The organism is Reyranella sp. (assembly GCF_004297265.1).
Lineage (GTDB): Bacteria > Pseudomonadota > Alphaproteobacteria > Reyranellales > Reyranellaceae > Reyranella.
Genome location: NZ_SCUT01000010.1, coordinates 66,183 through 91,977, shown reverse-complemented (window position 1 = coordinate 91,977; position 25,795 = coordinate 66,183). Strand labels below are relative to the sequence as shown.

Genomic DNA, 25,795 nt, shown 5'->3' with positions numbered 1-25,795 from the left:
GGAGCGGTTAGGTCAAGCCAGTGCCGGCTTGATCCTGCGGTTGAACCAGTCGATGAACTGAGGACCGGGCACGGTTGACGTAGGGGGACCGATGAGGCCCATGGCGTTTGCGTGCTGTTCAAAGACCGGCCCGTGGTCCACTTCCCACGGGAGGGCGGAGTGCAGCATTTCGTGCGCCAGTGTAGCCACCACGTCCAGCGGGCGTTGATGCATCGGATGGTCCGATATGCCGATGGAAGTAGGCTGACCATATGCGCCCGTGTATCGAGTGACGCCCACGGCGAGGCCGATTTCCATAGGGAACTCGCCCTGCCCATCGTCAATCGGGAGATAGGGCGCATTGAGCCCCTGGGGCTCTAGCAGGTCCGTGCGGATCGCTTCGGCGGCGATGTCGAGTAGACGTTGCCGGTCCATGGTCACACCTCCGTCACGACGACAGAGAACGTGGTCCCATCGACAAGCATAACGCGAAGCTCGCCATGCTTGTACGTGGTGGACACGTCGGCGACTTCCATGCCGCGACGCTCTTCGGCGTCATACTCGAACATCTCCCTAAGAGCGTCCATGAATTGATCGTGGTCCATGGTTTACCCCTTGCTCACGTAGTAGTCGCGCGCCTCGGGCATGGTGCTCGCCGCCTCCGCAGCGGCACGCCAAGCGCATCCTGCGGACTGGCCGACAAGCTCGAAATTGCGGAGCACGCGCGCCTTGGGATCGTGCCGCGAGCGGTCATAGACCGTGACGATGTGGGAGTGCATAACTCACACCTCCCGAACGTAGGGAGTGCGGCCGGTCAGCGGGCCGACCATCTCGAAATAACGCTCGGTGCGGCGGATTGCATGCGCGTCTTTGAACGCGCGCGTTTCCGTCTCGGAGGGCTGGCGTTCCGGGCGACGGTTGCGCTTCACGATGGCGTCAAGGTGCATCATTTGAAAGTCTCCTAGTGTTCCCGTTGATTGGCCTGTCTCTTCAGTGCAGCGGGGCCATGTGCTGCAGACAGTCGACGCAAGGCCGACTGTTTCGACGTTCCTCCCGTTTAGGAGGCATCGGGGCACGCTAGATCACCTCTGTTGCTTCAGTGATCGCAGGGCACCCATGATCCCTATGGTGCCGACGAATGATCGCTTGAGCGTGCGACAGGGCGCGATAGTTGCGACTTGCCGTGTGGTAGGTTTTGGTCGTGCCGACTGAGTGCCAGCACTGGCCGGACATCATGTCGACGGTGGCGAATGTTGAGCGGCCGTCGCTAGTGGCGCGCATGGTGATCCGGTATCGCATCAGCGCACCTTGTCGCGACCGTTGGAGGGCTGGCCCATTGCTGCGGCGATGAACCGCTCGCGGCTGTAGTTCGGATTGGTCCCCTTCAGGCCATCCGCGAACGCCTCCGCGACCTTGGCTTGCATGTCCTGCCCGATTGGCAGATAGCGCATGTCCGCGATGATGGCCGCGAGGCGCTTGTAGTGGCGATGTTCAAAGACTGGCTTGCTCATGATGATGTCTCCCGTTGCGTGATCATTGACACAACAAAGCGCCTCCCGTGTAGGAGACGCTTAGGTGTGCCGGGGCCGAAGCCCCAGCGGTCTAGTCTTTGGACCGGATAAACTCGAAGTAGCGGCGCCGCGCCCGGCTATACAGTCCCCAGCCGCTATGAGGTGAGACCGTGGCGCGGAAAAGCTCTAGCTTGCGAGCTTCCGTGTCTTCGAGGATATGCAAGCCGGTCTCTTTGTCATACCGGACGTAGCGGTATCCGGCCTCTGCGAATGTTTGCTTGTCCTTCATTGCTCGTTCCTCCCGTTCCACCATGCTGCGACACGGTCATATGCCAGTGCTGCGAGAAGAGCCGCGAAAGGCGCGGCGATGACTGCGATTAGGGTCGCTTCCATGTAAAGGCTCATGGCCGATACAGGGACACTTGAAGGCCCGAGAGGCGCGATAGGCGTCCGGCTATGGCGAGTGCATCGCCATCGACAAGAATGTCTGTGATTACTTCGGCCTCGCCATCCCAGCGGCGACCATAGATCGAATAGAACACGCCTACCGCGTCGAAAGGCTGGCCGCCGATTGTGTTGCCTTGATTGTCGAATGCGGCGCCGATCTCTAGCGCGGAATACTGCGACCAATCCGGGGCCGTGTAGTTCGGCATACAGTTGAACAGTTGCCGGGCATCGAAATAGCGTGTCGTCGTCATTGCCTTGTCTCCCTTCGTTACCATAGCGAAGCGCCTCCCGCTGCGGAGACGCTTGGTTATGGCCGGTCGCCTTGGTCCCCCTTGTGTGTCTCTATCGACATCCAAGGTTCGCCAGTGGCGACCGTCCCCCATTCCCCTCGCGCTACCTCTTCGGGCTGCTATGCACGCTTCCAGCACTCAATGGTGCCAGCCCTCGCATTGCCTATCCGGTATCTCGCGCTTGGAGGCCGGGTTTCGGTATCGACGGCAGGCACTAAGCCCCTTACCCCGGCAAGCCCTCCCGCTAATCCTGCGCCTTGCTATCGACGCTCTGCGGTGTTTTCCGGAGACGTTTTGTCCGTCGCCCCCTATCTGCTCCTCTTTCGGAGACTTTGCAATCCCGCAATGTCTCCCTTTGCGATTTTGGGGCATCTTGGGCGCACCGAAAGAACAGATAATAGCTTGAAAGCGTTGAACATTTTGATGATGCCTGCGGCAGGCGGTCGCACCCTATGTCGCAGCCCTTGCGGCCAGCCCCTCGCCGTGCCTGCGGCCAGTGTCGAGCCTGTCACCTGTCACACCATCGGATGCCATATCCGTTGCGGATGCTTGCCGGGCTGCATCGTTGCGCCTTGCGTGACGCAATGGTGTGACACTGGCATCCACAACGCCACGCCACTGGCACATAGCACGCGCCCGCGCGTAGTAGTTCCGGGCGCCCGCGCGCGCGATAGGGGGACGGGGGGACGCGCCTTGGCGGTATGGGCGCTAACCACTTTGCATTTCTGACCAGGACATTTGGGGGCTCTGCCCTGATCGACCACCCCTGTAGGGGAGACCCTCTTGAAAAGTCGAGATTGGTTTCTACGTATACTCTATAGAGTATCTATAGTGTCTCTGTAGGTGTCCTACTGAGGTGTCTATGTAAGGAGTAGGAAGGAGTAACTCTTCAGTCACTCCTTCGATCTCTTGCAGACTACCTACGTCTCACCCAGGTATCCGTGGTGCCGTGCAGAGCCCCAGGCAGCTTGAGCTGCTCGTAGTAGCTCTCCAGCTCCTTGTCGAACCTCTCCTGCTTGTGACGGACCATCGCATTGTGGTCGTCCTTGCCCATCACCTCCACCCAGTACGCTACAGCCATCGCCAGGGCGTCCAGGCGGTCGTCATGGTGCAACGAGCCCTTGTCCTTCGTGATGTGCGTGAGCTGGTAGAAGAGCGAATACTGGGAGGCAGTCTCCTCGGGGTGGTCGTTGTAGTTCTTGTGGTCCGTTACGATCACTTCAGGGTCGACGAAGAGCCTGTGCTGGTTCATCACGGGCTCCAGGGTGTCGATGATCCTCCGCTCCTTCTGGACGTTGTGCCTCACTTCCTCGACCGTGCACGGATAGATGCGCGTGAGGATCGGCTGGAAGAGTGCGGTGAACATGCCGTCGCCGAAGTTGCTCTCGATCCGGATGTGCTTCACGCCATGACGCTTGGCCGCATAGGCGAGCGCTTCGAGGTTCTCCTTCACGTAGCCTCCGGTCAGGCCCTTCGCATCGGACAGGAACAGGTTGCCGTTGAGCATCTTCACGATCGCATAGGCCAGCTCGTCCTTGCCCCGACCGCTTGGGTCGATCGTCATGACGGAGCCCTGCCAATCGGCGAAGTCTCGGGACACGAAGATCGGGCTATGCCAGCGATCGCCAGAGAAGCCCAGGACTGGGAGGTCGGAGACGATGGTGTCCTGCGAGGACGCCCAGGAGAGCTTCACAGGCCCCATAGGCCCCGTGCAGGAGAACACGCCCAGGTCCCTACAGCGCAGCGGGTACTTCTCCGCGTCGCTCAGGCTCGTGTCGAGCATGAACTGGAGCATGAAGGTCGAGCGGCCGATCGCCAGCTCGCGCTTCGTCAGGTCGACATCGGTGAACCTTGAGGGCACTACAGGCGTCCCAGGGGGCACCTTGTCGTCGACCATCTTGCGGATCATCGGCGCGAGCATGTCGCCGTACTTGTCGGCCTGCTTCAGCGAGGGCACTCGCGCAGGCCAGATGCGGAACTTGAAGCCGCGGGGCACGAGTATCTTGGTGTAGATGCTCTCCTCGGTCTGCGGCGTGCCGAGGTAGGTGATCTTGCCGCCAGGAGAGAGAACGCTGTCGAACTCCTTGACCGCCTCGGCGAGTATCTCGCGCTTGGCGACGGTGTCGGAGTTCTTCGGGATTTCGATGTCGTCGCCCACGATGCGCGTCGCGCGCGCCCCGGTGAGCTGGGAGGTGATGCCGAAGGCGGAACACGAGGGCGCCTGATGGATCGGCGCGGGGCCGATGTCGAAGCCTTCAGTGGCGCTGTCGCGCTGGCCGAACTTCGGGCGCAGGTGCTGGATGAGCGGCCACTCCTCGATCAGCCGGCGCGTGAACTGGGTGAACTTCTTGGCGCGCTGGGCCGAGGCGGATGCGACCAGCTCTCGGGCGTTGTGATCCAGATACAGGTCGTGGTCGACCAGGGTGCCGGTCAGCCAGCTCTTGCCGACGCCGCGGAACGCCATGACGCCCTTGCGGTCGCCGTCCTCTGAGAGGTACTTGGCGATGTCGAGCTGGACCGCATCGGGCTCTCCGAGGCCCAGGTGGCGCCATGCGAGGAATAGGAAGTTGGGGAAGTATTTCAAGCGCGGGTCGATGTCGGCGCTCATTGGTCCTCTTATGTGTGACTTCCCCGCAACAGTAGACGCTCCCGTGAGGGCGGGGCTCGCTGACAGGCGCCCCGACCGAACGGGAGGGCCTCGCGCTGGGGCGGAAACGGGGATAGGAAGCGATTTGAGGAGGTCCCGGCCATGGTGGTAGCCGGGAGCCCCTGAAATCGTCCTGGGAGGCTTTATGGGCCTCCCAGGAGAAATTCCATGGAGCGGAGTTTAGGCGGCTCGGAGGCCGACCAGGGCGACCGCGGTGTTGAGCTGGACCGCCCACGTCAGGTCCCCACCGTCCGGAAGGGCGTTGGAGATGTTGTAGGTCAGGTCCGCGCGCAGGCCGACGCCAGCGGTCGCGGCCGAGCTGGGGAGCGACGCGAGGTCGGCCACGCCCAGGTACGCCGCGATCTCCTGCGGGACCACTGAGGTCGCCAGGGCGGCGACGGTCGGCTGCGTCGAGGCGGCACCATCGAAGTTGGCCGCGAGCCAGTAGAGCTGACCGGGCCACAGGAACGGACGCAGCGCGCCGATGATGTCGACCTTGTGCTCGCCGGTCGAGGTCAGGCCCGTCTTGGCCCCGAAGTCGCCGATCAGCGTGCCGGGTCGGCCATTGCGATCCGCGTAGATGCCGAAGCGGACGTCGCAGTTGGCGCCAGCGCCCTGGGTCGTCACGTTGACGCCGATACGATCGGGCGTGATGCCGCCCTTACCGGCGACGAAGGGGACCGCGTAAATCTTGTCGGCCGCGGCGAGGAGCGTGGTGTAGGAGCCGGGCGTGAAGTACGCGCGGCCGGCGATGGCGGGAAGGAGCTTCATGTCGTTGTCCTGGGGTTACGTGCGGGCGATCAGTGCATCCACGAGTGCGAAGAGCGCATTCGCGGCGTCGCCACGGAACGCCGTGGTCGACGGCTGAAGCCGGTTCTGGAAGGCGGTCGTGTAGTTGGGCGGCAAGCCCTGGATGACCTGGGTGTTGCCGTTGCGATCGGTGAAGCGGATCGAGTTGTCCGGCATGATGGAGACCACGGTGTCGGTCGTGCCGCCAGCAGAGGTCGTGCCCGAGATCGTGCGAGTACGCACGGGCGAGCGAAGGAAGCGGGAGGTGGGCATGAATACTTACAGTGTGGGTTGTGGGCTACGCCCAGATAACGGGAGGGTTTGCCAAGTTGCGCTTGGCTCCTGACGCCTCGATCGCTGCCATGATCGCGACGGCGCCTTCCCATTCGAGATTGATGCGGAGCATCGACCAGAAGCCCTCTTCGGGCGCTGGGGCCTCTTCCGACCACACCAGCGGCGCGCACAGGGCGTACCGCTGGTTTCCAGTGGGGATGCTTCCGTTGTCGAGGAACTCCACCCCCAGGGCCGATGCGGCAGCGCGCGCCGTCGCCTCGTCGGGATGACAGGTGTAGATTGGCTCGGACCAAGCCATAGGTCTGTTCCTTTCTTTAAGCCGCCAGGAGCGGCAGCTCTGCATCGCTCGCCGTGCGCCGGGTCTCGATGTATCGGATGGTGGAGTTCCACGCGAAGCCGCCGCCCGCGGCGGCGCCTATTCTCGCGGTGGTCATACCGAGCGTGTTGAGGCGCCCAGCCGTGGTCTCTGTGACGAGCGTCCCACCATTGAGAGACGCCGCGAAATTGGCGTCGGCAAAACGGGCGGCGATGGAGAAGTCGGTGCCGTTCGCAACCAACCCCATGTCGAGGGTAGCTTGCGCGACGCCCCCGATCGTGGAAACAACGTACAGCCGGCCATTGAGGTAGTAGATCATGCGGCGGTTGGCGTTGCCTCCGTCGTCCATCTGGAAAACGGTGTTGGCCTGTCCGGTCGGCAGCTTGGTAGGCGTGCGAGCCTTGACGACCCAGCACTGGTCCGTCAGGGAGGCGACGTTGGTGATCAAGGCCGTGTCGGCGGCTGTAGCAACCGTTACGGCGTCCGTGGCGATGTGCTGCGTCACATCGGCCCCGACTTGCAGAGACGCGCCCCAGATATACAGGCTGGAAGTGCCGTCGCCCGTGTAGACGCGCCCGCCGTCAGCGTTGGCGAGCCAGAAGCTCCTGTTGCCGGCACCTGTGGAAGTGCAGGTGCCGATAACGATGCACTCGTAGAAGCCGTTTGCGGCGGGACGAATTAGCGTAGTCATGCCGGCGCTGGCCGTCCCGACGACGCCGTTGGCGACATCGAAATAGTTGAAGCCGGTTCCGCCAAAGCGATTTGGGTCCCAATAGACCGCGATCCAGTTGCGCGTCTTCGCTTTCGCGTAGATGCGGTGGATGTAGGTCACGCCAGACGTGAAGTTGATCGCAAGCTGCCCCAGGGATTGCTGGGTCGTGGTGCCTTCGATCACTTCATCGGCGGACGCTGTCCCGTCCGGTCCAGTCACCGCGTTGGGGTTGATGGTACAACCGACCAGCCCCCACCCAGACGAGAAGTCGGTATTCTTGGTATAGAGTTCCGTGCGGCCGGCCTCGACCAACAGCCCTCGCGGCGTCAGCGCCACCGGGTCGAACTGGAAGCGCGCTACGTCAGTCGTCTCGGGTACGATGATACCGGAGCTACTGTTGCGCCATGCTGTCGATGCGCGGGATAGGCTAACTCCGGTTGGTAGGAAGCCGGTGATGAAGTCGTAGCGGGTCGGAGAGGCGCTGACCAACTGCGGCTGTGCACCATAGACACGCTGAAAAGCCGCCGCAGAGAACGGAGGCGTGGGAAGTACGCGGGGCATAGTGACACCTAGACGTAGTAGTAGACGTGCAGCGTCACCGTGCTGGACTTCTGGATCAGCTTGACGGAGCGCAGGTTGCCGGAAAACTCGAACGGCTGATCTTCAGCGATCGGGAAGCCGGTCGAGGCGTCGGGGTCTGTTCCATCGTCTCGGAAGCGAACTGCTCCGCCTTCGGGCACAACGAGCGCAGCGCGCGCGCCGGACGGGACGGTTAGAGGTTTGGCGGCAGAAAGGCCGGTGATCTTCTCGTACCCCTTGGATACGGAAATCCCGCTGGCCTGAAGGTAACGCATTAGTGGGCCTTGGATGTGGGGACGCCATCGGCGTCGAATGGGAGATCAGCGATCGTCTCGTCGAGCTTCTTGAGCCCGGCGTTGCGTCGCGGGTCGGCAGCGACCTTGTTATCGTTGAGCCACTGCCGGGCGACGTTGAGATCGGCGGCGGTGGCCGTACCGTTCTTAACTCGCTCCAGCAGTTGCTTCGTCAGCTCCTCGTGGAGCTGCTGAAAGACGTCGTCGCTCACTTCGTCGCGCCCTTGATCTTCTCGATCGAGCGCATGGCGCCGATGCCCAACATCGCCGTAATCAGCTCCCAGAGGTTCTGGTCGAGGTTCGGCATGTTGAGGATCGCGGTGACGAGTTTCTCGTCGAGGTAGCCGGCGAAGGCCAGCAGCACGTTCTTGATGACGAAGTGCCACGCCAGCGCGACGCCGCCTACCCAGCCGATGAACGGGCGCCAGCCGGCGATGAACAGCGAGCCCGTCTGGGCTTCGGCCTTGTTCACTTCGAGCTGGTTCGCGTCGGCCTTCTGCGCGGCCTCCATGAAGTCGGAGAGCGCCTTGGCTTTCGCCTGCGGGTCGGGAAGGAAGCGATCGAGGATGGATGATAGGACGGGCAGCAGAAGAGTTAGTGCGCCCATGGGTATCCTTTCAGTGTCGCAGTCCCGATGGCCGCGAGGCCGGACACCGCCGCCGACACGAGGCCGGCGATCGCTGTCATTCGAGTGCGGGAGTGTTCCAGGGAGGAGACACGCTTGGAGATGGCTTTGCCCTCCGCGACGTGATCCTTGAGAACCTGCTCCAGCGCGTCGAGGCGCTTATCCACGGAACGTATGTCGGCGCCCATAGCGCCAACGTCTTCGCGGATGTCGCCCAACGCGAGCAGGATGCGTTCTGAGGTGTCCATTACAGCTTAATCATCACGTTCCAGAAGGAGGTCGGCTGCACGACGGACATCGTCCCGTCGCCGCTTGACGCGCTGCCGGTAACACCGCCGTTATCGAAGCCGCTCGACAGTGGGACTAGAAAGGTGCCACCAATGGTCTCGCTGACTTCGACGGTGGTGACGATGCGCTTCTGACTGTGGGTGTGGGCAGGCATCTCGGCGGCCACAGTCTCCGCACCAGCCGTTGTACCGAGCGTGCGGGAAGTGAGACCAGAGCCGGCACCGGCAACGCCGATCGCGCGACCCAGCGCCTTGGGCAGCGAGATGCGCTTGTTGGCTGCCCAGTCTGCCGCGGCGCTCGCCCCACGCCCGCCATTAACGGCAGCTTCGGAGTTGGCGAAGTTCGCCCAGATCAGCAGGAAGAGGGCCTGTGCATTCGCGTTGGCGTATGTGGCGCCGCTGGTCGCACTGCCGATTGAGCCATCGGTGTGCATGATCCAGCCGGCGTCGGCCGTGGTCTTCCATGTGAGCTTGATGTCGCCAGTCGTCCACATGCGGTCGACGTACTGGGTACTGGCCGCGGCGAAGGAGTTGTCCCCGGCGCTCTTCGTGGGGACTGTGGTGTCTCCGTAGAAGTTGTTCGTGCCAGTCCATGCGTTGTCGTCGCCGAGCTGTCCGTATCGAGCATCGCCCTCAGACTGCGTGATCCCGTCCGCCGCGGCGATCGCAGCGTCCACCTCGGTCTTCGTGTAGAAGTTCGCGGTGGAGACGACAGAGTTCACCCAGGCGCCATCGGAGCGCACGCGCATGATGTTGCTGGTGGTGTTGAAGTAGGTCTGCCCTTCAACACCGGAGGCCGGATCGGAGGCCAGCGGGCCGAGATAGCGCGCCTGTAGGTCTGCGAGGGCCTCTTCGGCCCGCTCCGCAGCCAACTCGCCAGTAGCGCTGTCGACATATGCCTTGGTGGCTGCATCCTGAAGAGCGACAGGGTCGGCGACATTCTTGATGCGGCGATCCTCGGCGTCGAAGGTGTCGTCGCTGACCACAGAGAGAGCATCTGCGGTATTGTCCTGCCCCTCGCCAGCCACGTAGAGAGACTGGAGAGCGTTCTGGTCGAGCTGCTCTTCAGTGACGATAGCGCCGTCTTGGAAGTCGACGTTTGGCTCAGTGGAGGGCGTGATGCGCCGCAGCTCGACTACTGTCCCGTTCGCGGGCGCTGGGGAGATGGCGATCGTGGTCGCGTTCACCCAGGCGAAGGTGACGGTTTCGTCGTCGACCTTAACGAAGATGTGTGCCCGATCGAGGTACGGGAACGACAGGCTAAAGTTCTCCTGCGTCCCATTGCCCTGATACCGGACATAGGAGTTTGCCATTGATCGGCCTTGGAATTGGAAGGTGGAGGGAGGGGCACTAAGGCCCCTCACCTGTTACTGTTGCGGCCCGAAGCGCTGCATCTGCACGCGCTTGATCTGCGCGTCGCGATAGGCTTGGCCGAACTCTGGGCTCTCCTTCGAGAGCTGCGCGAGAGCTGCCTGCCTGTAGGCTTCGATGGTCGCCTGGACGTGTGTGAGGCGTGAGCCAGGGATACCGGGCTCACCATCGGTCAGCTTGTTCTTGTAGCGATCGCTGGAGAACATCTCGTCGAGACGCGAGCGGAGCGTCTTGCCGCTCACCTTCACCTCACCGGCCAGCTCTTGCATCCGACCGTAGGCGCTCTGATCTCCGATCGCGAACTGCGTGAGGTCTAGATCGAGGCCACCGGAGCGCGTCTTCGACGGATAGCCGAGGCCGCCCTTGTGTTTGTCGACCAGCCTTGCCAGCTCCATAAGTACCGGATCGTCCTGCTGACCCACAGTGATCGGTGACAGCCAGTCGGGGCCGTAGCCCTTCGGGGTTGCCACGCGCTCACCAATGAGGTTGTAGCGGGGATCGACGCCGTTGCCGTAGCCGGCAGTGCGGGCCTGCATCGCCTGCGCGATCGTGTGAGGATCGGAGAGATAGTCGGCACCGCGGAAGGCGTTGGTGATCGACGGGACGTAGGACGCCGCGCGCTTCTTGAGGAACGCCTCGGCCTTGCTGTCGGGATCGGAGATGGCCCCAAGGATTTCTGTGATGCCCTGGAGGTAGGTCTTGCTTTCGATGTTCTTGGCGAGGGCCGTGACCATGGACGACGCGAGGTCTTCCATCTTCCAGTCGTCAATGTGGCCCGCGATGTCCGCGAACGTGGCGACGGTGGAGAAGAAGGTCGCGTAGGGGTCGAAGCGCTCGTAGCTGTAGTAGCGGTAGCTCCCATCCTCCTGCCGCACGCGGATGGAGAAAGGAACCACGCCGGCTTCCTGCTGGGCCTTGCGAACCGCAGGGTCACTCGCGAGTCCGCCGACGATGTCGCCATTGGCGGCCATCATCACCGCGGTCGTCATGATCCCAGAGCCCGTGAGCATCTTGGCCTTAGCCAGAGCCGCACGCTCGCCTCCCGCCTCCAGCTCGGCGCGGTACTGGCGCCTCAGGAGGTTCATGCCCGGAGTGTGGTCCCACACGTCGCGCATGATGTTGGTCGGGACGCGGATAAACGGCATGACCATGCGGAAGCCTGGATGGCTCGCGGCGAAGGCGTTCAAGCTCTCGCCGATCGACTTCCCGCCACCCCAGGTCTGGACCGACAGGTCATTGGTGAACGTGGCATCTCTAGCCCAGGCAAGCGCCTCGGCATTCACGGCTGCACCGTTTTCGTCGAAGCCGCGCTCTACATACTCGGAGATGAACTTGCTGAGTTCCGCGTCCGTAGCCTTGTGGGCACGGCGCATCTCGCGGGCCTCCCGCACGCCCATGGCGTACAGGCGGGCGCGGTAGTTGAGTTGCTTGAGGAGTTCGTCCTCAGAGGTCAGAAGGCGGCTGGGCATACGCACGAGCTGGCCGAAGCCAGACACCAGTGCGCCCAGCGGGGTCTCGGTGTTGAGGCCGAAGGTGCCTGCGTTGATTACGCCAGAGCCCCCATGGCCGGCACCGCCGTAACCCTGAGAGGACACGTCGAGTACCGGATCGCCCTGAGCCAGCGCCTTGCGCGCCATCCTCATACTGTCCTTCATCGCGTGGAAGAAGCCGGCGTATTGATCCGCTCCCATCATGAACAAGTCCATGTCGCGCGAGATGATGCCGGCAAGCATCTGCTCTCCAGGCATGACGAGGGCCGACTTCAGGGTCGACGTCATCATGTTGACGATGTGCGTCTTAGGGCCGGACAGGAGCGCGTTGATCCATAGCTCGTTGTTCACGTCCATGGCCCCAGCGCCGAAGGCGTCCTCGACGACCTTCTTGGCTGCCTTGGGGTTGTCCGTGCGAGCGAGCTTCTCGACAAGGCGTTGGATCGCGGCGTCATCGCCGGCAGACGCGCCAGCCACTTCCGCCTGCCCAACGGGGCCGACATCTGGGGCCTTACCCTCGACCTGGGCCTTGGGGGATGCGGCGCGCGACGCCTTGGCGGCCTCGTCGGACATTCCAGCCAGCTTGCCCGTGGGCTTGCCGTCCGGTCCGATGTTGGCCTGTAGGAGGGCCAGGTTTCGGCCGAGACCAGACTTGATGCCTTCGGTCTGCGGCGCGATCGCAAAGAGGGTCTGCGTGGTGCGAAGGAACTCCGACTTCCAGGCATTCATGTCGCCGCCGAACTCTGACAGGTCGCCACGCTTGAAGGCGTTGGCGAGGTCTGTGGCGCGGCGAGAGTAGACCGAGGTGGCCGCACGGTAGCCGGCGAGACGCTGGGCGAGACCGTCGATGTCCGCCTTGTCGGCGTTCATCCGCAGCACCAGCTCGCGCACGTCGGTTCCGGTGACGTCGGCCAGCTCGTCGGCCTGCTTGCCGGCCCAGTTGAGGACGTCGGCGTGTGTGATCTTGTCGCCCCTCGACTTCACGAAGGACTGGTAGGCGATCTTGCCGAACTCGTTGAAGAGCGCCTTGGCGTCGTTCTCGTCAGCGACGTAGCGCATGTTCGTGAACAGCCGGCGCTTGGCTTCAGCGTCTAGCGCCTGGGGATCGTCTGCGATCTTCCCGTAGCGCTCCAGAAGAGCGTCGGCCTGCTTCTCTCCCCAGTCGAACGGGGGCTTGTACGGTTCGTAGCTCTTACCGTCCGCGGTGGGACGCTCGGGGGCCGGCTCGTAGACTGAGGTGGCCTTGCGGGGGCCACGAGGGGATTTGCCGAAGTTGATCTCGGGAACGTCCGCGCCTTCGCGAGGGACCGCTTCGGTCGACGTGGTGGCCTTGTTGAGTTCCTTCTCGACCTGTTCGGCGAGAACCTCGGCGGCCTTGGTGTCCCCTGCCCGCTTCGCCTTAATGCCCTTCACGGCATAGAAGAAGGCTTCGAGCGGGACGTCGAGGATGACGTTCTCCAGGGCGTTCTTGAAGCGGCCCTCGGCGCGACTGTCGTCGGGCGAGGTGGCGAGGTACTCCGTCAGCGCATTGCCGAGCGGAGTGTCCTCGTTGATGAAGTTGGAGAGGCGCTCTTCGGAGGGGTCGAAAGCCGTAGCGCCTGAGAACATGGAGCGTGCGCCCGCGTATGCGAGCTTGCCGCCCGTGGTGGCGGCTGCGTCCACTACGGCGGACGTGGCGGCGGCAGGAGCGAAGCGCGCGGCAGTCATGCCGGCACCCTTCAGCAGCTTGCCGCCCAGCACGTAGCCGGTGAGGAACTGAGAGACGCCCTCGCCGATGCTGCCCGTGACTGTCGTGGGCCTCGGGGGCTGGACGCTCTCGGGGACCTGTAGGTCGTTGGTCTCGGCGTAGCCAGAGCGCCACTTCAGACCACCGCGGCCGATCTCGACGGTGCCGAGGTCCGCGACGTTCTTGTTGAGCCACTGGCCCGCCTCGAAGGCGGCCTGAGACATCTCATTGACGCCGCGCACGATGCCAGAGCCGACAGCCGGCACCAGCTCAGTGATGCCGGTGCCGATGTCGGAGGCTACGCGCCCCAGGAGGGACTTCTCGCCGCTGTCCGGCGCCGCCGTCTGTGCGCTTGAGGCGCCGTCGCTGGACGTGGCAGCGCCGAACTCTTTGAGAAGATCGCTCATTTAGGGGACCGTTGTAGGAGCGTTGGAGTTGCGAACGCGATCCTGAGCATCCTTGACCGACTGAGCGCGGGAGGCGCGCTGACGATCGAGGAACACGGTGATCTCGCGTTGACTGTTGGTGGCGAAGTATCGGCTGGCGCCGACACCGTAGGTCTCGTCGAACCTCTTCCACAGAGGCACGCCCTCGGCGTTGAGCGCCATGGGGTTCATGCGGAGCAGATTGATCTCGCGGATGTCGATGGTGGCGCCAGGAGGCGGCTGCCACGTCGCGATGATCTGCATACCTGCACTCGTAGTCGTAGTCGCTGGCGGGAACTGGTAGCCCTGCGCCTGCGGACTGGCGTCGACAATACGATCCGCGGGGATCGCGTTGGCGACAGTGTTGGGATTGGAAGGCTGCCCCTGGGCCTGTTGGCCGGGCTTGCTGCCCTTCGCGCCGGGCTTGCTGCCCTGCGGAGCGTTGGGGTCTGTGAACGCGCCTTCGTTCTCCTGTATCAGGCGATCGCGCAGCTCCTGCCCCTTGGCACGGACCGCATCCTCCAGCTTGCGAAGGTCGATCGGTCCGCCTGCGGACATCTTGCGCTGCTCGTCCAGGGTGAACTGCACGAGATCGCCTAGTGCGGCGGTGACGCGGTTGTTGGCCGCGGGACCGTCCAGGGACTTCGTCAGCTTGTCGACCATACCTTTGAGGCCGTCGTGCTCGACAGTGTAGACACGGCTGCGGAAGATGCTGTCTGCACCCTTATCGTTCTCCTTGTGCATCTGGAGAAGCTGTGGGGCCGAGAGATGCGGGGCCATCGCCTCGATAGCCGAGGTGGCGTCCTTTCCGCTTCTCACGAGATCGACGTACTGCAACGCCATGGTGTTGAACGTGACTGGGTCGTAGCTCTTAGGCGGACGCACAGAGGCGTCAAGCTGCGCGCGCAGGACTGTCGGCGAGAGGCCCGCCCTTGCGGCGCGCTTCTTCCACTCGACGTCCGGCTCCCAGTTGGGATCGGCCGATTTCTTCTCGACCAGCTCCACCATCATGTCCTTGCCCATACGCTTCTCAGCGCGGGCCTCGGCGAGCTGGGCGCGCGTCTCCGCGGCGTTGGCCTTGGACAGGATCGCAGTCTGCGCCGCGTCGGCCTGCATGGAGAACTCAGGGATCGTGAAGACGCCCTTGATGGTGCCGCCTGGGTTCTTGAGGTCTGGGCGATCGGAGTAGCCGATCTGTAGGAGATCGGTACGGCCGGTCTTCTGCGCGACGGAGATGATGGCCTTGGCGGCGATCGTGTTGATCTCCTTGCCCTGCATTCCAGCGAAGCGCTGGGGCAAGGCGTCGTCGGCGAGCTGGGCCGCGATCTGCGAGGGCGTCTGCCCCGACGCGGCGCCGGCCATGATGCGCTCCATGAAGAGCTGGCCGAGGGCGTCGTGGTTCGCCTGCTCGATATACTTGACGTTGTCGCCGATGATCTTCTGCGTGAGCTGCTGCTGGACTTGCGCGAACGCAGGCGAGAAGCCGTTGATCCAGTCGTTGCTCTTGCCGTCGAAGAACTTCTTCCGGCGATCTGCGAACCACTTCCCGATCACCTCTGGGTCTTGGGTGGTCCTGATGGTGTTTTCCGGTGAGACCCACTCCTGCCAGAGCTGGGCCTGGGCGGTGTTGAGCCCATGGACCTTACCCTGGGTTTCCTCGAACACGCGCCGGTACAGCGGGGAGGCACCAGCCGGCGCCTCACCGTTCTTGATGGCTTCGTCCCAGGACTTCGAGGTGGCGACCATCGCCTTCGCCTCGGCGTCTCGCGCATCCGCGATTGCCTGCTGGTGCGCCTTCTCGGACACAAAGCGGTCGAGCTTGGGCTGCACCTGGGCGAGCGACTGAGCGACATCCATCAAGCTGCTCTTCAGCGGCTCGGTGGGGCGGACGAAGGTGTCTACTGGGTTGGCCTGCGGACGCAGGACAGTGGTATCGCCCTGCCGCTCGTAGGTGAGCGGCTCGGGCCTAACGCGATCCTTCGGGGCCATTAGGAGTTCTTCTTCCCTGTCCCGCCCCCGCCATTGATGCGGTTCGGGCGATCGTAGAGGTCATAGGCACTGAGGCCCGCACCAGCGATCTCCAGGCCGAGACCAAGCGCGGACGGGCCGCGAACCTCGGGGAGATTGGTGCGAGAGCGGTATTGTGCATCCGCCTGCTTCTTCTCCTCTTGGAGCTGCTGGACAGACATCTTGGTGTTGCGCTCGGTAGCGCTGTCGATGCGCCCCTGCTCCATGTAGACGTTGCGGGCTACGCTTTCGACGCTATTGCCCTGCACGCCGGCATCGGCAGCGCCGGCATCGGCCGTAGCGCGAGCCTTGATGGCGCGGATGGAGTTATCGAAGAGGGCCTGAGAGGCGGCGTCGATCTCCTGCTGCTGCCTCATGCCGATCTGGTCGTAGGTCTGGTTACGAGCCACCTCGGCGTTGTATTTGGCCTGGGCTTGGTAGGCGCGCTGCGAAGCTGCGTCCTCCTGCCCTGCGGCGTATTTGGAGACAGCCTGGGCGGTGCCGATCGCCAGCGAGGCGCCCGCCATCGCGGTGGTCGGTTCTACGCACATGGGTTGATCCTGACGAACTCAAGGAATGGGAGCCCAAGAGGACCGTGGCGGTCATGGCGGGCGATGAAGTGGAAGTCGAGCCAGCGCAGCCAGCGGATGTGCTTGGCGTTGCGCGCGTCGATGAAGTTGGAAAGGATGGGATGCCGAGCCTGCCACTCCTCGACCGCGATGCGGGAGGCATGGAGGAAGGTGCGCCGCCATGGGGGCGACACGACAACGGGGGTGCCAAGCATCCAAGGCACGCCGACCGCGGGGTCTCCAGGCCGCTCACGGCAACCGAAGATCATCTCGGGGTTTCCCTCAAGGTCTGCCACGAAGGTCTCCGGGCGAAGACTGAGCTTGAGGGCGTATTCAGCGGGAATGCCGGTGGCCGCGTACGCCTCCTCCGCATCCTCTTTACGAAGACGCGGAGCGAGGCTGACGCAGTCGGCGACAGTTGCGGGGCGAAGGACTACACTCGGCGGGAGCGCAGAGTGAACTCGCCCTCCCAGTCGAAACTCAGGATAGAGCATGGGTAGTGGCTGTCGCTCGTTATGTCGATTGAGACCTTAGTGTTCTCGGCGCGCACGGGGACGCGGAAGGCGCCTGTGGTGAACTGAGGCGTGCCTACGACGAAGGTCTGGCCCACGACGTTCGGAGTGAACGTGTAGGTGAAAGGGTCTCTTCCGATCTGGCTGACCACGACGCGGAAGAAGCCGGTGTTCGAGTAGTTGATGAACAGGTGGCGAAGCTGCAAGCGCCCATCGGTGATTACGGATCGCTTGTCACCCGCGGAGAGAGGGAAGTAGATCGTCGAGGGGCGATAGCGGTAGGTGTAGCGGACGCCGAAGTGACACTGGCCGTCCGTGAGGTTGCCCGGCAGACGCACCGTGCCGGCCGCCGCGTCGACTATGGTCAACGCTGGAAGCTGGAAGCCCGCCTTACCGGAGAACGCCGAGCCATATACGCCGATCGGGGTGAGGCCCGTGAGGTCGTAAGGTAGCGTCCATGTCGTATAGCCGGTGCCGCTGTCGTATGTCCCCAGCACTGACGCCTTGCGATCCAGACGGATCGAGAAGGTCAGCCCTGGGTCGGCATAGGAGACGTCCAGGCGAAGGCGCTCCAAGAACACTCCGGTCGCCCTCTCGATCATCAGGTAGAGGCTACCGTCGATGTAGGAGAGCGACAGCACCTTGTCGTCCTCGGGGAACACCCAGGTCGACCAAGAGGACTGTAGCTTCTCGTTGTTCTCAATGAACCACTTGTAGACCCACACCTTGTTCAACGCGCCATCGGCTCGGAGGAACAGCGTGTCGAAGTTGATGGCCGACACGAGCTGGCGGACCTTGCCGCGGATGTAGCTCGGGACGTGAACCGTGATGTCGGGCGCCTCGAAGACTTCGGAGTTGGTGTCCACGAAGCCCTCTCGGATACCGCTGTCGGAGCCCTTCTCGATCGCGAAGTGGATCAGCTTGCCGTTGGTCGCCGGCCGCGCCGTGAGCATCGTCGTGTAGGACGCGCTCTCCGATGCCTTGACCGTCGATGCCGTGAGGATGTCCCCTCCCCCAAGGCGGAACTGCCCAGGAGCGGTAAAGATCATCAGGTCGTCAGCGAAGCCTACCGCGTAGCGCGCGATGGGGACTGCGTCCGACTTGGACGACAGGCCGACGTCGATAGGGTCGCTGTCGAGGCTCGTCGTTGCGGTGGCCGGATACAGCTCGAAGAAGTTCTCGCCACCGGGGCGAGAGCCGATCGCATTCTGATCCGCCAGGATGAACAGGCGGTTGCGATGGATGTAGATGTCGTTGACCGTGCGGCCGACCAAGGACGGCGTAGGCGCGCTTGAGGCGTCGCCGGCTACGCGCCACCCCCAGTCGATCTTGTCGAAGGTGAAGGTGTCGTCCAGCTCGTGAGTGAGCTTCCACGGCATCGTGTCGGGATCAGGCCGCGCTTCGTCTTCCGGCTTCACCGTCTCCTCCCAAGCCTGCTTGGTGGAGTTGTAGGAGACCCAGTAGCTGTCGAAGGCGTTGCTGGTGTTGCCCGACACTTCGACGATGGTGTTTCCGAAGGCGTTCGGCGGGAGGTCCACGAAGTTCTGGATCGAGCGGCCGAAGGACACCAAGGCGTTATTGCCTTGGCTGTCGTAGCTCTCGATCGAGTGGACGCTGTTGTCGTTCTTCTTGATCCGGACTACGGAGCGAGCGTGTGTGATTGTCCATCCGGCGCCGAGGCTGCTCGTTAGGGCCGACGCCAGCGCTCCCGCGATCACATCCGTCTGCGGCTGATTGCCGGTAGCCGCCGTGGTGTGCGTGCCATGCAGAACGCCGTCGACATAGACGCCATAGCTGCAATTGTAGAACGCCTGTTTGACGTAGACCCACAAGGAGTTGTCGACGGTGTTGCCGGCATTCTCCTCGCCCACCGCCACCTCGCGGTTCATGACGAACGTGAAGTCGGCGATGGTAGAGCAGGCGAAGGAGGTTTCGGGGGTAGAGGCGGTCAGGTAGCCCTTCCCGTTCGGGAAGTTGACCGTCTTCTCTGTGCCCGTCGCTAGGTCGAAGACGCGAAGATCGCCATCGGTGATGACGACAGAGTAGCGTCGATCTTCGTCGCGGTTGATGGTGTGAAGGAAAGCATCGCCGAACGATGTCGCGCTGATCCTCGCGACGTGTTCGGTCGGCGGCCTACGGTCGACACCGTTGACCAAGGAGGACAGCGCGTTCTCTTGGGCCTCACCTTGGGAAGGGAGGCGCATCCAAGGAGGCTGCTGAGAGACACCGTTGACGAGGCTGGGGATCGAACCTGATACGAGGCCCATTAAACCCGCCTGTTGAGAACTCGATAGACCGCGTAGTTGCCGGTCAGGATGTTGTGTTGTGCGTCTACGCCTTCAGCGTCGAGGAAGATGGTGCGAGCCTCCATCTCGTCATTCTCGGCATACTTGCCGAGATTGTCGGAGCCGAGGGCGCGACCTTGGAACCTGCGGGCCGCCTTCAGTGCGATGTAGTTCTTCGCGGTCTGCGGCAGCTCGTCGAAGGGGAAAAGCCAGGTGATGTTGAAGGTGAGGTCCCGATCCCAGGTGAAGGTGTGGTTCTCTTGGTCCCACATCTTCCCGGCGCGCTGCGTAGCGCGAACCTCGGGATGCTCGTCGGAGACGTCGATCGCCGCCACGTTGGACGGCACTAGGTATTCGTTGTCGATCGTGCGGGCGATCGGATAGCGCGTGTCTGTGTTGAAGTCCCACCCCTGCGACAGCACCTCTTTAAGGGTCTCGTCGAGGATCGTGAGGGCCGTGGTGACGTCGCCGTCGACAGACACGGTGAGCGACTGCACGGGGCTGGAGCCAATGGCGCCCAGCATCGTGTTGATCGCTTCCAGCTTGGTAGATACCGAAGGGAGGTCAGCCATGGAGAACTCGAAAAAATAGGGAGCCGCCCGCGCGTGGCAGACAGCTCCCTAGGGTCATGATGCCGGCTCTAGGCCGGGGGTCGTTACGAGGTCTTCAGCTCGATCGCGCAGATCGGGCGCAGGATGCCCGAGCCGAACGCCAGACGGCCGACCGTCAGCCAGCCGAGGCGCGAGAGCTGCCACTCGGAAGCGATCGCGACGTCCTTCAGCTTGACCGTACCGACAGCCATGTCCGTCATGAACAGGCCGACCGTGGTCGAGAAGTTACCCTGGTACTTGGAGGGGCCAGAGTTGACGTTGGTGCTCGGGAGGTTGTTGGTCTTGATGATGTTGATCCCGTTCACCGGGCCGACCGTGCCCTGCGAGAACGAGCCGGCGCCGCCCCAGTCCTTGTTCAGGATCGAGGTCGTCTCGGCCATCAGAGCGTGCTGGGCGGGGCGAACGAAGAGGTTCGGGGTGCCGGTGACATCGCTCTCGTCGAAGATCACGCGGGCATCGAACAGCGCCGCGGCCAGGGCCGCACCGGAGGTGCCGTAGTTGGCGTCGGTGAGCACCGAGCCGCCGTTCTCGCCCGTGATCGGGGAGCTGGCGCGCGCGGCGAGCACGCCGGTCTGCGCGATCGTCTTGTCGAACTTCTGCGCGAGGGCGCGGCCGATCTCGGTGGCGTAGCGCGAGCGCACCTCGTAGTGGTTCACCATCTCATCCCACTCGGCGATGAAGGTGTGAGCCACGAGCATGTCGTCGACCGTGATGACGCGCTCGTTATGCGCGATCACGTTGCCGAGCATCTCGGCGCCGACCGTATGGTAGGCGGCCGTGGTACGGCCCAGCATCGGGAACTGCGAGGACTTGCCGCCAGAGATCGAGCGGACGAAGTGATGCGCCATGAAGGCGGTGCCCTGCTCGAAGGCGGTCATCACCTCGCCCGAGAAGAGCTTCATGAAGAGGGCGTCGTTGGCGCCGCCAGCGTTGATCTGGCCAAGCCTCGACGGATTTGCGTCGGTCATTGGATGGGTCTGTGTTGAGTTGTGGGGAGTTGGTTCACTCCCGCCGCTCGATCACTTAGGCGGACCAAGGTGTCGCCCTACGGTGCTCCCCTCGGGGAGGCATAGGCCGGCTTGCGCTGTTGGGATGGAGGGACGTGGAAGTCGCCGCCTAAAGAGGCGCGGGACTTCCGAGGGGAGCTGGGAGACCAGTCAGCTCGACCCTCGGGGCCTTGCTCGGATGGAATAGCCTTGCGGCCTATCGCGAGCGAAGAGGAATAGGGGCCGACGTTGATAACCCGCCAGTCGGCGTTGCGGGGAGTATGCTGTCGTTTACTCGAAACGCCCAAGCATGTGCGGTGGCTTGGGACCGCATCTTCTCTTAGAAGGCGGTGGTGGCGCGGAGCTTCGCGATGACCTTCGCGCGGAACGCGGGGTCTTTGGCGTACTCGGGCTTCGCCATGTCGGCCTTCATCTCGGCTTCGTTCTTGTAGCCCATCGCCGGGGACGTGGTGTCGCCGCCGATCAGGTTGGGCTCGGAGCCGTTGGCCGCCTCATACTTCGCCTTCAGGCCGGCAAGGGCGACCTTGGTGGCCCCGATGTCTGAGCCCTTGGCGATCTTATTGTAGGCTTCGAGTTCCTCGGCCGGGACGTTCTCCGCGGCCCAGGTGGCGATCTTCACGAACTCTTCTTCGCCGCCGATCGTGTCGACGACTTCCTGCCGGGCGAGCTTCTGCGCGGCCTGCTGGCCGGCAATGAACTGGTCGACGACACTCTTGGGAATGCCGACCTTCTCCAGGGCCGTGTAGCTCTCCTCGCCGATCTTGCCGTTGGCGGCGAACTCAGCGTTGAGCTTGTCCATGTCCAGGCCCGCGGCCTGGGTGGCCTTCTTGGCGGCCTCTTCGGCGGCGCGCTGCTCGGGCGTGAGGGCAGCGAGGCGCGCGGCCTCGGCGTCGTCTGCAGCCTTCTTGGCCGCCTCATCCGCCGCAATCTGCTCTGGCGTCTTGGTCGCCGGCTTCTGCTCGGTAGGCGTCGCGTCGGCGGGCTTGTTGTTCGTCTGCTGGCCGCGCTGTTTCATCAGCTCGGCGTAGCCCTTCTCCAGCTCCTCGACAGTCTTGTATTTGCCGGCCAGGAGCTTCGGCTGCTCTTCGGTGACGATCTGGTCCGCGGGACGCTCGGCGCCCTCGGCCTTCTTCAGCATCTCCTGGGCGTACTCCGCACCCTTCTGGGGCGGGAGTGCGCTCTCAGGAATTGCCGGGGTCTGTGCCTCGGTCGTCATTTAGCGGCCCGTGGGGGCTTCGGGAGCGGCCGGCGAGTTGTCGGGGTCGCTCTTGTGCGTGATGACGAGGGCACCGTTCGGCGTGCGGTAGGCGCGGGACAGCTCGCCCTTCTCGACGCGCTCCAGGGCGGCGGCGAGTTCCGGATCGTTTTCCTTCACCGCGGGCTTCGCGGTGGCTTCGGCGATCTCGGCGGCCTTCTGTTCCAGCTTCTTGTCCAGCTTGTCTTTGAGGTTGCTCATGGTCTCTCTATTGCGGAGGTGTAGGCGCCGCCTCGGGGGCCGCGGCCTGTTGCTCTTGGGCGCCCTTCAGGAGGGCACCCCCTTGGTTCACGACGTTGGGCGCGACCTGTTGGGCCATCGCCTGCATCATCTGCTGCTGCTGTTCCGCCTTCACTTCGTCGTCAGACTTGAACAAGTCCTTGATGTCGATCTGCCTCGACGCGGCAACACGCTTGGCAAGGTTCTGGACCTTGAAGTACGGCGCCAGCTCCTTCTGGAACGGGGCCATATCCTGCATGAAGCCGACGAGGCGTTCGTTATCGTTACCGCGGCCCAGTGCTTCCAGACCTGTAACGATGGTGGGCTTGATCTTGTCTTTGGGGAGTTTGGGCAGACGCCGCTGGGCCTGCATACGCGCCGACAAGAGACTGACCAGCGGGAGCTGGAACTCTTGCGAGAGAAGGGCATAGACGCCGCCCAGGGCGACTTCGAGGTCGCTGGCGACGCGCCGTATCTCTTCGGCGGTGACACGCTCACCGCTGCGCTGGATGGCGCTGGTGAGCAGGAACGCGAACTCCAGGCGTTGCTCGATCCGCGAGATCGTGTCGAACGCTACACGGAAGTCGTTGAACTTCTCCATCTGTAGCGTCTTCACGTCGTCCGCGTTACCTTCGCGAATGGCTCCGTTGGGAGCTTGCGCCAAGGTACGAGCGCGCGTGGTGCTGTTCGGTTTAATCAGGAACAGGACTTTAGCGGCGGCGGCAGACCCTTCGACGATGCTCTGCGTCAGCCCTTCGAGGCTGCGAAGATCACCAAGGTACTGCTCGACGTAGGAGCGACCGTAGTCCTCGCCGTCAATGCGCGTGAAGCGCAGAGGCAGCCAAGGGGTACGATCGAGTGGATAGGTGCCAAAGGAGTTTCCGATGCGCTTACCCTTGATCTCCTGCCACACAGTCCATTTGTCGGGCTGGCGGCGGATGTAGGTGTAGATGTCCACCGTGCGCTGGGCGTCGGTGGCTGCATCGTTCTTCTCGACGGCCTCGACCATCCTCCGGACGTCTTCCGGAAGCACGGTAGGAGACACGCTCTCTTTGACGATGATCTCTAGGGGATTACCGAATGGGTCACGCTTCACGACGAAGCTGTCCATGCGGAAGACGCGCATACCGCCAGACTTCGGGAAGTGAATGAGCACGCTGCCCGCTACGAGCAGTTGCTTGATCATCTCGAAGGCCGGCACGCGGATGGCAGTCGTTTCGACTTCACCCTGGATGGCGCGCTCCATGGAGGACAGCGCTTCCTCGAACTCGGCCCTTACGTCATCCCTTCCAGACAGCTCGGACAACACGAAGTCGTCGAGCTGGTACTTGAAGAAGGGGCTGTTCGGGGGGAGCAGCGCCAGGAGGATGCGAACGGCTAGATTGTTCACACCACGGGCGCCGACCGACTGGAAGGGCGTGACGAGCTGTTCGTTCCCTGTGTGCCCATCGGGGGGCATCAGATGCGGGACGGTAAGCTCGGCAGATGCCCTCGCTCGGACGAGGAATGGTTCGCGAATGGAGGCCAGCTCAGTGTACCTGTTCTCGGCCGTCTTCATTCGTTACTTCGGGATATTGACGCCGCTGCCAACCGCCGCGCTGCCTGTGGGGATCGTCAGGTCATTGCGGAAGATCGAGGTGCCCTTGCGCTGCGTTGAAGCGTTCTCCCGCTGGTTCTTCACCTGCGGATCGATGTCGGGGGCTTTCGGGGTCTGGTTCGGCGGGGGAGGAGGAAGCGGGGCCGACTGCTGGATCACAGGCGGCGCGCTGGGTGTGGACAGGCACACTGGAGGATTACCCTTTCAGGATGTCCTCGTCCCTGTCCGCCTTGAGGCGGCGAAGGAAGTCGATGACATCGCGTCGGCCGAACTCACGCTGCATGACGTGGTAAGGCGTTTCGGATGGGATGTTTCGGAGGGGGAAGGCACGTTCGAGAAGTTCGATGACTTCGTCGGCGGTGCGAGGGAGGACGAACTCAGGTTCGTAGGGGGCGCTCATAGGCGCTTCTCCCAGTAGACGACGCTGCGTCTTCCGGACCATGCGGTCTTCGGTCGGTAGGTCGAGTAGCCACGCTTCGCGAGGTTGGTCGCGGAAGGGGCGTTCTGAGGAATGGTGTAGCTCACGGCCCTGGTCATTCCGACCTTTCGAGCCGCTCTCTCACGCGCGGAAATAAGCCGGCGCTGGATGCCGCGGCCCTGGTGGGTCGTGGCGACGCCTGAGATGACAAGCTCTGCTGTCTTGCTGCGCCGGATGAACCGGACGCCTGCGAAGCCGACAACCTTCTTGTCGTCGAGGGCGACGAACCAAATCACGTCGGGGGTGGCCCAGGCTTTAAACGGGCCGTCAGCCGGGAACAGGGTCTCGTAAAGCTCCTGCACGGCTCCTGTGTGTTCCACGCGCGCCTTGCGGACGCTCAAGTTCACAGGATGGTCTCTCTATAGGGGACACAGGGAATAGCTGCAAAGGTGGCACTTTTGGAAAAACAAAGCCGGATCAGGGGGTTAACCCTGTCCGGCTGTAGTGGTCAGTAAGTGACGCGCTTGGGCGCCTGGGGCGTCAGGTAGCCGGGCGGCTCGGCGAAGTCGTAGCCCCAGCGGGCCTTGGCGCTTACGCCGTCCATGTCCTCGTAGCGCCGCTTGCTTGGGTCGAAAACCGCCTCCTCGGCGTAGTCGCGCAGAGCGGCCAGGAACACTTCCGGCTGGCCGTTCTTCAAGGCGTAGTCGGCATGGGCAGAGATGTTGCCGAGCCCCTCCTGCGCCCTGGTGAGCTTCACCTGCTGGACGATCCGCATCTTGCGGGAATGCTCTAGCTCGCCCTTGGTGCGCTCCAGGGCCTCGACCAGCGTGGCGTCGCCGTACCGGAGGAGCTTCAGGCGATGGGCCAGGGTGTCGAGGAACTTCAGCATCAGCGATGCCCCTCCTCGATCACCTGCACCGCGGCGCAGATATAGCCGATCGAGCCCAGCAGCTCATTGACGGCGGCGGTGTCCTCCATGCGAGTGCTCTCCTCGATCTTCTTGAGGGCCTGCCCCAGGGGGAAGCCCACGCCGACAGAGCGGGAGATCGTGATGATCGGCTGGTCGTTCCAGGCGCGGCCGGCGCCGTGGCGCTGCTGCCCCTTGCCCTCGGCGACCATCTTGTAGGCGCGCATGAGCTGGTGGCGGTACGGGCCGAACTTGGGGTCGCCGAAGAAGACGGTGTCGGAGGCTGTCGGGTAGATGATATTCGGATTGCTCATTCAACGGCTTCCTTCTTCGGTCCAGAACTTGTGACAGTCGGGGCAGCGAAAGTCCGTCCAGTAGGCATCTGAGGACGGGTCGTAGTTTCCGGCGTTGGACTTGTGGTCCTTCGTTACGTTCGGATGGGAGCAAGCCTTCTGAAGCTCTGACTGCTCCTTCAGGATCGCCGACATCTTTTCCCGAATTTCGTCGGAGGCCTTCCTGATCAATCCCTGAAGTACGTCGCTCATGCGGTCTCCTTCATCATGTCGCGGATGGTTTCGGCGCAGAGATGCGCTTCGTTGGCTTCTTCCTTGAGGCCGGCTCCGCGGA

33 protein-coding genes are annotated in these 25,795 nt (G+C 63.2%); all 33 read right to left on the bottom strand.

Translation table 11 applies throughout. The features are described from left to right. Window positions 1–12: 12 nt before the first annotated feature. Complete coding sequence (locus tag EPO41_RS04110) at window positions 13–414, bottom strand: hypothetical protein (RefSeq protein ID WP_296320816.1); 402 nt, start codon at window positions 412–414, stop codon at window positions 13–15. Window positions 415–416: 2 nt separating this feature from the next. Then, window positions 417–584 carry a hypothetical protein gene (locus EPO41_RS04105; protein WP_296320814.1) on the bottom strand — a complete coding sequence of 56 codons (168 nt, stop codon included), beginning with the start codon at window positions 582–584 and terminating at the stop codon, window positions 417–419. Between the two features lie 3 nt (window positions 585–587). Further along, entirely contained in the window at window positions 588–758 is a 171-nt protein-coding gene (locus tag EPO41_RS04100; protein WP_296320811.1) for a hypothetical protein, read from the bottom strand. 3 nt (window positions 759–761) lie between these two features. Then, window positions 762–929: a hypothetical protein gene (locus EPO41_RS04095; protein ID WP_296320808.1), complete on the bottom strand. Its 168-nt coding sequence runs from the start codon at window positions 927–929 to the stop codon at window positions 762–764. A 348-nt stretch (window positions 930–1,277) separates the two neighbouring features. Then, window positions 1,278–1,490: a hypothetical protein gene (locus EPO41_RS04090; RefSeq protein ID WP_296320805.1), complete on the bottom strand. Its 213-nt coding sequence runs from the start codon at window positions 1,488–1,490 to the stop codon at window positions 1,278–1,280. Between the two features lie 91 nt (window positions 1,491–1,581). After that, window positions 1,582–1,779: a hypothetical protein gene (locus EPO41_RS04085; protein ID WP_296320802.1), complete on the bottom strand. Its 198-nt coding sequence runs from the start codon at window positions 1,777–1,779 to the stop codon at window positions 1,582–1,584. Between the two features lie 112 nt (window positions 1,780–1,891). Then, the gene (locus EPO41_RS04080; RefSeq protein ID WP_296320798.1) at window positions 1,892–2,188 is read right to left on the bottom strand and encodes a hypothetical protein; all 297 of its coding nucleotides are present in this window, start codon (window positions 2,186–2,188) and stop codon (window positions 1,892–1,894) included. 955 nt (window positions 2,189–3,143) lie between these two features. Beyond that, entirely contained in the window at window positions 3,144–4,835 is a 1,692-nt protein-coding gene (gene terL, locus EPO41_RS04075; RefSeq protein WP_296320796.1) for a phage terminase large subunit, read from the bottom strand. Window positions 4,836–5,054: 219 nt separating this feature from the next. Continuing rightward, window positions 5,055–5,645: a hypothetical protein gene (locus EPO41_RS04070; protein WP_296320793.1), complete on the bottom strand. Its 591-nt coding sequence runs from the start codon at window positions 5,643–5,645 to the stop codon at window positions 5,055–5,057. A gap of 15 nt (window positions 5,646–5,660) precedes the next feature. After that, complete coding sequence (locus tag EPO41_RS04065) at window positions 5,661–5,906, bottom strand: hypothetical protein (protein ID WP_296320790.1); 246 nt, start codon at window positions 5,904–5,906, stop codon at window positions 5,661–5,663. Window positions 5,907–5,961: 55 nt separating this feature from the next. Next, a complete protein-coding gene (locus tag EPO41_RS04060; protein ID WP_296320788.1) occupies window positions 5,962–6,255 on the bottom strand; it encodes a hypothetical protein in 294 nt (97 codons plus the stop codon). Window positions 6,256–6,271: 16 nt separating this feature from the next. Continuing rightward, complete coding sequence (locus tag EPO41_RS04055; protein WP_296320785.1) at window positions 6,272–7,321, bottom strand: hypothetical protein; 1,050 nt, start codon at window positions 7,319–7,321, stop codon at window positions 6,272–6,274. Window positions 7,322–7,554: 233 nt separating this feature from the next. Next, complete coding sequence (locus EPO41_RS04050; RefSeq protein ID WP_296320783.1) at window positions 7,555–7,839, bottom strand: hypothetical protein; 285 nt, start codon at window positions 7,837–7,839, stop codon at window positions 7,555–7,557. Beyond that, window positions 7,839–8,069: a hypothetical protein gene (locus EPO41_RS04045; protein WP_296320780.1), complete on the bottom strand. Its 231-nt coding sequence runs from the start codon at window positions 8,067–8,069 to the stop codon at window positions 7,839–7,841. The genes EPO41_RS04050 and EPO41_RS04045 overlap by 1 nt, the downstream gene beginning before the upstream one ends. Then, entirely contained in the window at window positions 8,066–8,464 is a 399-nt protein-coding gene (locus EPO41_RS04040; protein WP_296320778.1) for a 3TM-type holin, read from the bottom strand. The genes EPO41_RS04045 and EPO41_RS04040 overlap by 4 nt, the downstream gene beginning before the upstream one ends. After that, window positions 8,452–8,730 carry a hypothetical protein gene (locus EPO41_RS04035; protein WP_296320775.1) on the bottom strand — a complete coding sequence of 93 codons (279 nt, stop codon included), beginning with the start codon at window positions 8,728–8,730 and terminating at the stop codon, window positions 8,452–8,454. Before EPO41_RS04035 ends, EPO41_RS04040 begins: the two co-directional genes overlap by 13 nt. Then, the gene (locus tag EPO41_RS04030; protein ID WP_296320772.1) at window positions 8,730–10,082 is read right to left on the bottom strand and encodes a phage tail fiber protein; all 1,353 of its coding nucleotides are present in this window, start codon (window positions 10,080–10,082) and stop codon (window positions 8,730–8,732) included. Before EPO41_RS04030 ends, EPO41_RS04035 begins: the two co-directional genes overlap by 1 nt. A gap of 54 nt (window positions 10,083–10,136) precedes the next feature. After that, complete coding sequence (locus EPO41_RS04025; RefSeq protein ID WP_296320770.1) at window positions 10,137–13,763, bottom strand: hypothetical protein; 3,627 nt, start codon at window positions 13,761–13,763, stop codon at window positions 10,137–10,139. Next, complete coding sequence (locus tag EPO41_RS04020) at window positions 13,764–15,770, bottom strand: hypothetical protein (protein ID WP_296320767.1); 2,007 nt, start codon at window positions 15,768–15,770, stop codon at window positions 13,764–13,766. Further along, on the bottom strand, window positions 15,770–16,339 hold the full coding sequence (locus tag EPO41_RS04015; RefSeq protein WP_296320763.1) for a hypothetical protein: 570 nt from the start codon (window positions 16,337–16,339) through the stop codon (window positions 15,770–15,772). Before EPO41_RS04015 ends, EPO41_RS04020 begins: the two co-directional genes overlap by 1 nt. Then, window positions 16,330–16,653 (bottom strand): hypothetical protein, encoded by a 324-nt coding sequence (locus EPO41_RS04010; RefSeq protein ID WP_296320761.1) that lies wholly within the window; start codon window positions 16,651–16,653, stop codon window positions 16,330–16,332. Before EPO41_RS04010 ends, EPO41_RS04015 begins: the two co-directional genes overlap by 10 nt. A 137-nt stretch (window positions 16,654–16,790) precedes the next feature. Next, window positions 16,791–19,136: a hypothetical protein gene (locus EPO41_RS04005; protein ID WP_296320758.1), complete on the bottom strand. Its 2,346-nt coding sequence runs from the start codon at window positions 19,134–19,136 to the stop codon at window positions 16,791–16,793. Further along, the gene (locus EPO41_RS04000) at window positions 19,136–19,726 is read right to left on the bottom strand and encodes a hypothetical protein (protein WP_296320753.1); all 591 of its coding nucleotides are present in this window, start codon (window positions 19,724–19,726) and stop codon (window positions 19,136–19,138) included. The genes EPO41_RS04005 and EPO41_RS04000 overlap by 1 nt, the downstream gene beginning before the upstream one ends. Before the next feature lie 83 nt (window positions 19,727–19,809). Beyond that, a complete protein-coding gene (locus EPO41_RS03995) occupies window positions 19,810–20,733 on the bottom strand; it encodes a phage capsid protein (RefSeq protein ID WP_296320751.1) in 924 nt (307 codons plus the stop codon). 358 nt (window positions 20,734–21,091) lie between these two features. Continuing rightward, window positions 21,092–21,988, bottom strand: a complete 897-nt coding sequence (locus tag EPO41_RS03990) for a hypothetical protein (protein WP_296320748.1) — start codon at window positions 21,986–21,988, stop codon at window positions 21,092–21,094. Further along, the gene (locus tag EPO41_RS03985) at window positions 21,989–22,228 is read right to left on the bottom strand and encodes a hypothetical protein (RefSeq protein ID WP_296320746.1); all 240 of its coding nucleotides are present in this window, start codon (window positions 22,226–22,228) and stop codon (window positions 21,989–21,991) included. 7 nt (window positions 22,229–22,235) lie between these two features. After that, complete coding sequence (locus tag EPO41_RS03980; RefSeq protein WP_296320743.1) at window positions 22,236–23,804, bottom strand: portal protein; 1,569 nt, start codon at window positions 23,802–23,804, stop codon at window positions 22,236–22,238. A gap of 3 nt (window positions 23,805–23,807) precedes the next feature. Then, the gene (locus tag EPO41_RS03975) at window positions 23,808–24,002 is read right to left on the bottom strand and encodes a hypothetical protein (protein ID WP_296320740.1); all 195 of its coding nucleotides are present in this window, start codon (window positions 24,000–24,002) and stop codon (window positions 23,808–23,810) included. Window positions 24,003–24,039: 37 nt separating this feature from the next. Then, a complete protein-coding gene (locus EPO41_RS03970) occupies window positions 24,040–24,243 on the bottom strand; it encodes a hypothetical protein (RefSeq protein ID WP_296320738.1) in 204 nt (67 codons plus the stop codon). Then, a complete protein-coding gene (locus EPO41_RS03965; protein WP_296320734.1) occupies window positions 24,240–24,662 on the bottom strand; it encodes a GNAT family N-acetyltransferase in 423 nt (140 codons plus the stop codon). The genes EPO41_RS03970 and EPO41_RS03965 overlap by 4 nt, the downstream gene beginning before the upstream one ends. A gap of 107 nt (window positions 24,663–24,769) precedes the next feature. Then, the gene (locus EPO41_RS03960; RefSeq protein WP_296320731.1) at window positions 24,770–25,150 is read right to left on the bottom strand and encodes a hypothetical protein; all 381 of its coding nucleotides are present in this window, start codon (window positions 25,148–25,150) and stop codon (window positions 24,770–24,772) included. Next, entirely contained in the window at window positions 25,150–25,482 is a 333-nt protein-coding gene (locus tag EPO41_RS03955; protein ID WP_296320729.1) for a hypothetical protein, read from the bottom strand. Before EPO41_RS03955 ends, EPO41_RS03960 begins: the two co-directional genes overlap by 1 nt. Then, window positions 25,483–25,713, bottom strand: coding sequence for a hypothetical protein (locus EPO41_RS03950; RefSeq protein WP_296320726.1), 231 nt, complete (start codon window positions 25,711–25,713; stop codon window positions 25,483–25,485). Window positions 25,714–25,795: the final 82 nt, after the last annotated feature.

What these genes read in the sequence shown, in the direction of transcription:
- EPO41_RS04095 (WP_296320808.1), bottom strand. Translation starts at nt 929, where the DNA reads ATGATGCACCTTGACGCCATCGTGAAGCGCAACCGTCGCCCGGAACGC.
- EPO41_RS04000 (WP_296320753.1), bottom strand. Translation starts at nt 19,726, where the DNA reads ATGGCTGACCTCCCTTCGGTATCTACCAAGCTGGAAGCGATCAACACG.
- EPO41_RS04035 (WP_296320775.1), bottom strand. Translation starts at nt 8,730, where the DNA reads ATGGACACCTCAGAACGCATCCTGCTCGCGTTGGGCGACATCCGCGAA.
- EPO41_RS04050 (WP_296320783.1), bottom strand. Translation starts at nt 7,839, where the DNA reads ATGCGTTACCTTCAGGCCAGCGGGATTTCCGTATCCAAGGGGTACGAG.
- EPO41_RS04080 (WP_296320798.1), bottom strand. Translation starts at nt 2,188, where the DNA reads ATGACGACGACACGCTATTTCGATGCCCGGCAACTGTTCAACTGTATG.
- EPO41_RS03955 (WP_296320729.1), bottom strand. Translation starts at nt 25,482, where the DNA reads ATGAGCAATCCGAATATCATCTACCCGACAGCCTCCGACACCGTCTTC.
- EPO41_RS04040 (WP_296320778.1), bottom strand. Translation starts at nt 8,464, where the DNA reads ATGGGCGCACTAACTCTTCTGCTGCCCGTCCTATCATCCATCCTCGAT.
- EPO41_RS04020 (WP_296320767.1), bottom strand. Translation starts at nt 15,770, where the DNA reads ATGGCCCCGAAGGATCGCGTTAGGCCCGAGCCGCTCACCTACGAGCGG.
- EPO41_RS04070 (WP_296320793.1), bottom strand. Translation starts at nt 5,645, where the DNA reads ATGAAGCTCCTTCCCGCCATCGCCGGCCGCGCGTACTTCACGCCCGGC.
- EPO41_RS04100 (WP_296320811.1), bottom strand. Translation starts at nt 758, where the DNA reads ATGCACTCCCACATCGTCACGGTCTATGACCGCTCGCGGCACGATCCC.
- EPO41_RS04105 (WP_296320814.1), bottom strand. Translation starts at nt 584, where the DNA reads ATGGACCACGATCAATTCATGGACGCTCTTAGGGAGATGTTCGAGTAT.
- EPO41_RS04030 (WP_296320772.1), bottom strand. Translation starts at nt 10,082, where the DNA reads ATGGCAAACTCCTATGTCCGGTATCAGGGCAATGGGACGCAGGAGAAC.
- EPO41_RS03960 (WP_296320731.1), bottom strand. Translation starts at nt 25,150, where the DNA reads ATGCTGAAGTTCCTCGACACCCTGGCCCATCGCCTGAAGCTCCTCCGG.
- EPO41_RS04110 (WP_296320816.1), bottom strand. Translation starts at nt 414, where the DNA reads ATGGACCGGCAACGTCTACTCGACATCGCCGCCGAAGCGATCCGCACG.
- EPO41_RS03980 (WP_296320743.1), bottom strand. Translation starts at nt 23,804, where the DNA reads ATGAAGACGGCCGAGAACAGGTACACTGAGCTGGCCTCCATTCGCGAA.
- terL (WP_296320796.1), bottom strand. Translation starts at nt 4,835, where the DNA reads ATGAGCGCCGACATCGACCCGCGCTTGAAATACTTCCCCAACTTCCTA.
- EPO41_RS04025 (WP_296320770.1), bottom strand. Translation starts at nt 13,763, where the DNA reads ATGAGCGATCTTCTCAAAGAGTTCGGCGCTGCCACGTCCAGCGACGGC.
- EPO41_RS04005 (WP_296320758.1), bottom strand. Translation starts at nt 19,136, where the DNA reads ATGGGCCTCGTATCAGGTTCGATCCCCAGCCTCGTCAACGGTGTCTCT.
- EPO41_RS04090 (WP_296320805.1), bottom strand. Translation starts at nt 1,490, where the DNA reads ATGAGCAAGCCAGTCTTTGAACATCGCCACTACAAGCGCCTCGCGGCC.
- EPO41_RS04060 (WP_296320788.1), bottom strand. Translation starts at nt 6,255, where the DNA reads ATGGCTTGGTCCGAGCCAATCTACACCTGTCATCCCGACGAGGCGACG.
- EPO41_RS03950 (WP_296320726.1), bottom strand. Translation starts at nt 25,713, where the DNA reads ATGAGCGACGTACTTCAGGGATTGATCAGGAAGGCCTCCGACGAAATT.
- EPO41_RS03990 (WP_296320748.1), bottom strand. Translation starts at nt 21,988, where the DNA reads ATGACGACCGAGGCACAGACCCCGGCAATTCCTGAGAGCGCACTCCCG.
- EPO41_RS03970 (WP_296320738.1), bottom strand. Translation starts at nt 24,243, where the DNA reads ATGAGCGCCCCCTACGAACCTGAGTTCGTCCTCCCTCGCACCGCCGAC.
- EPO41_RS03995 (WP_296320751.1), bottom strand. Translation starts at nt 20,733, where the DNA reads ATGACCGACGCAAATCCGTCGAGGCTTGGCCAGATCAACGCTGGCGGC.
- EPO41_RS04015 (WP_296320763.1), bottom strand. Translation starts at nt 16,339, where the DNA reads ATGTGCGTAGAACCGACCACCGCGATGGCGGGCGCCTCGCTGGCGATC.
- EPO41_RS03985 (WP_296320746.1), bottom strand. Translation starts at nt 22,228, where the DNA reads ATGAGCAACCTCAAAGACAAGCTGGACAAGAAGCTGGAACAGAAGGCC.
- EPO41_RS04085 (WP_296320802.1), bottom strand. Translation starts at nt 1,779, where the DNA reads ATGAAGGACAAGCAAACATTCGCAGAGGCCGGATACCGCTACGTCCGG.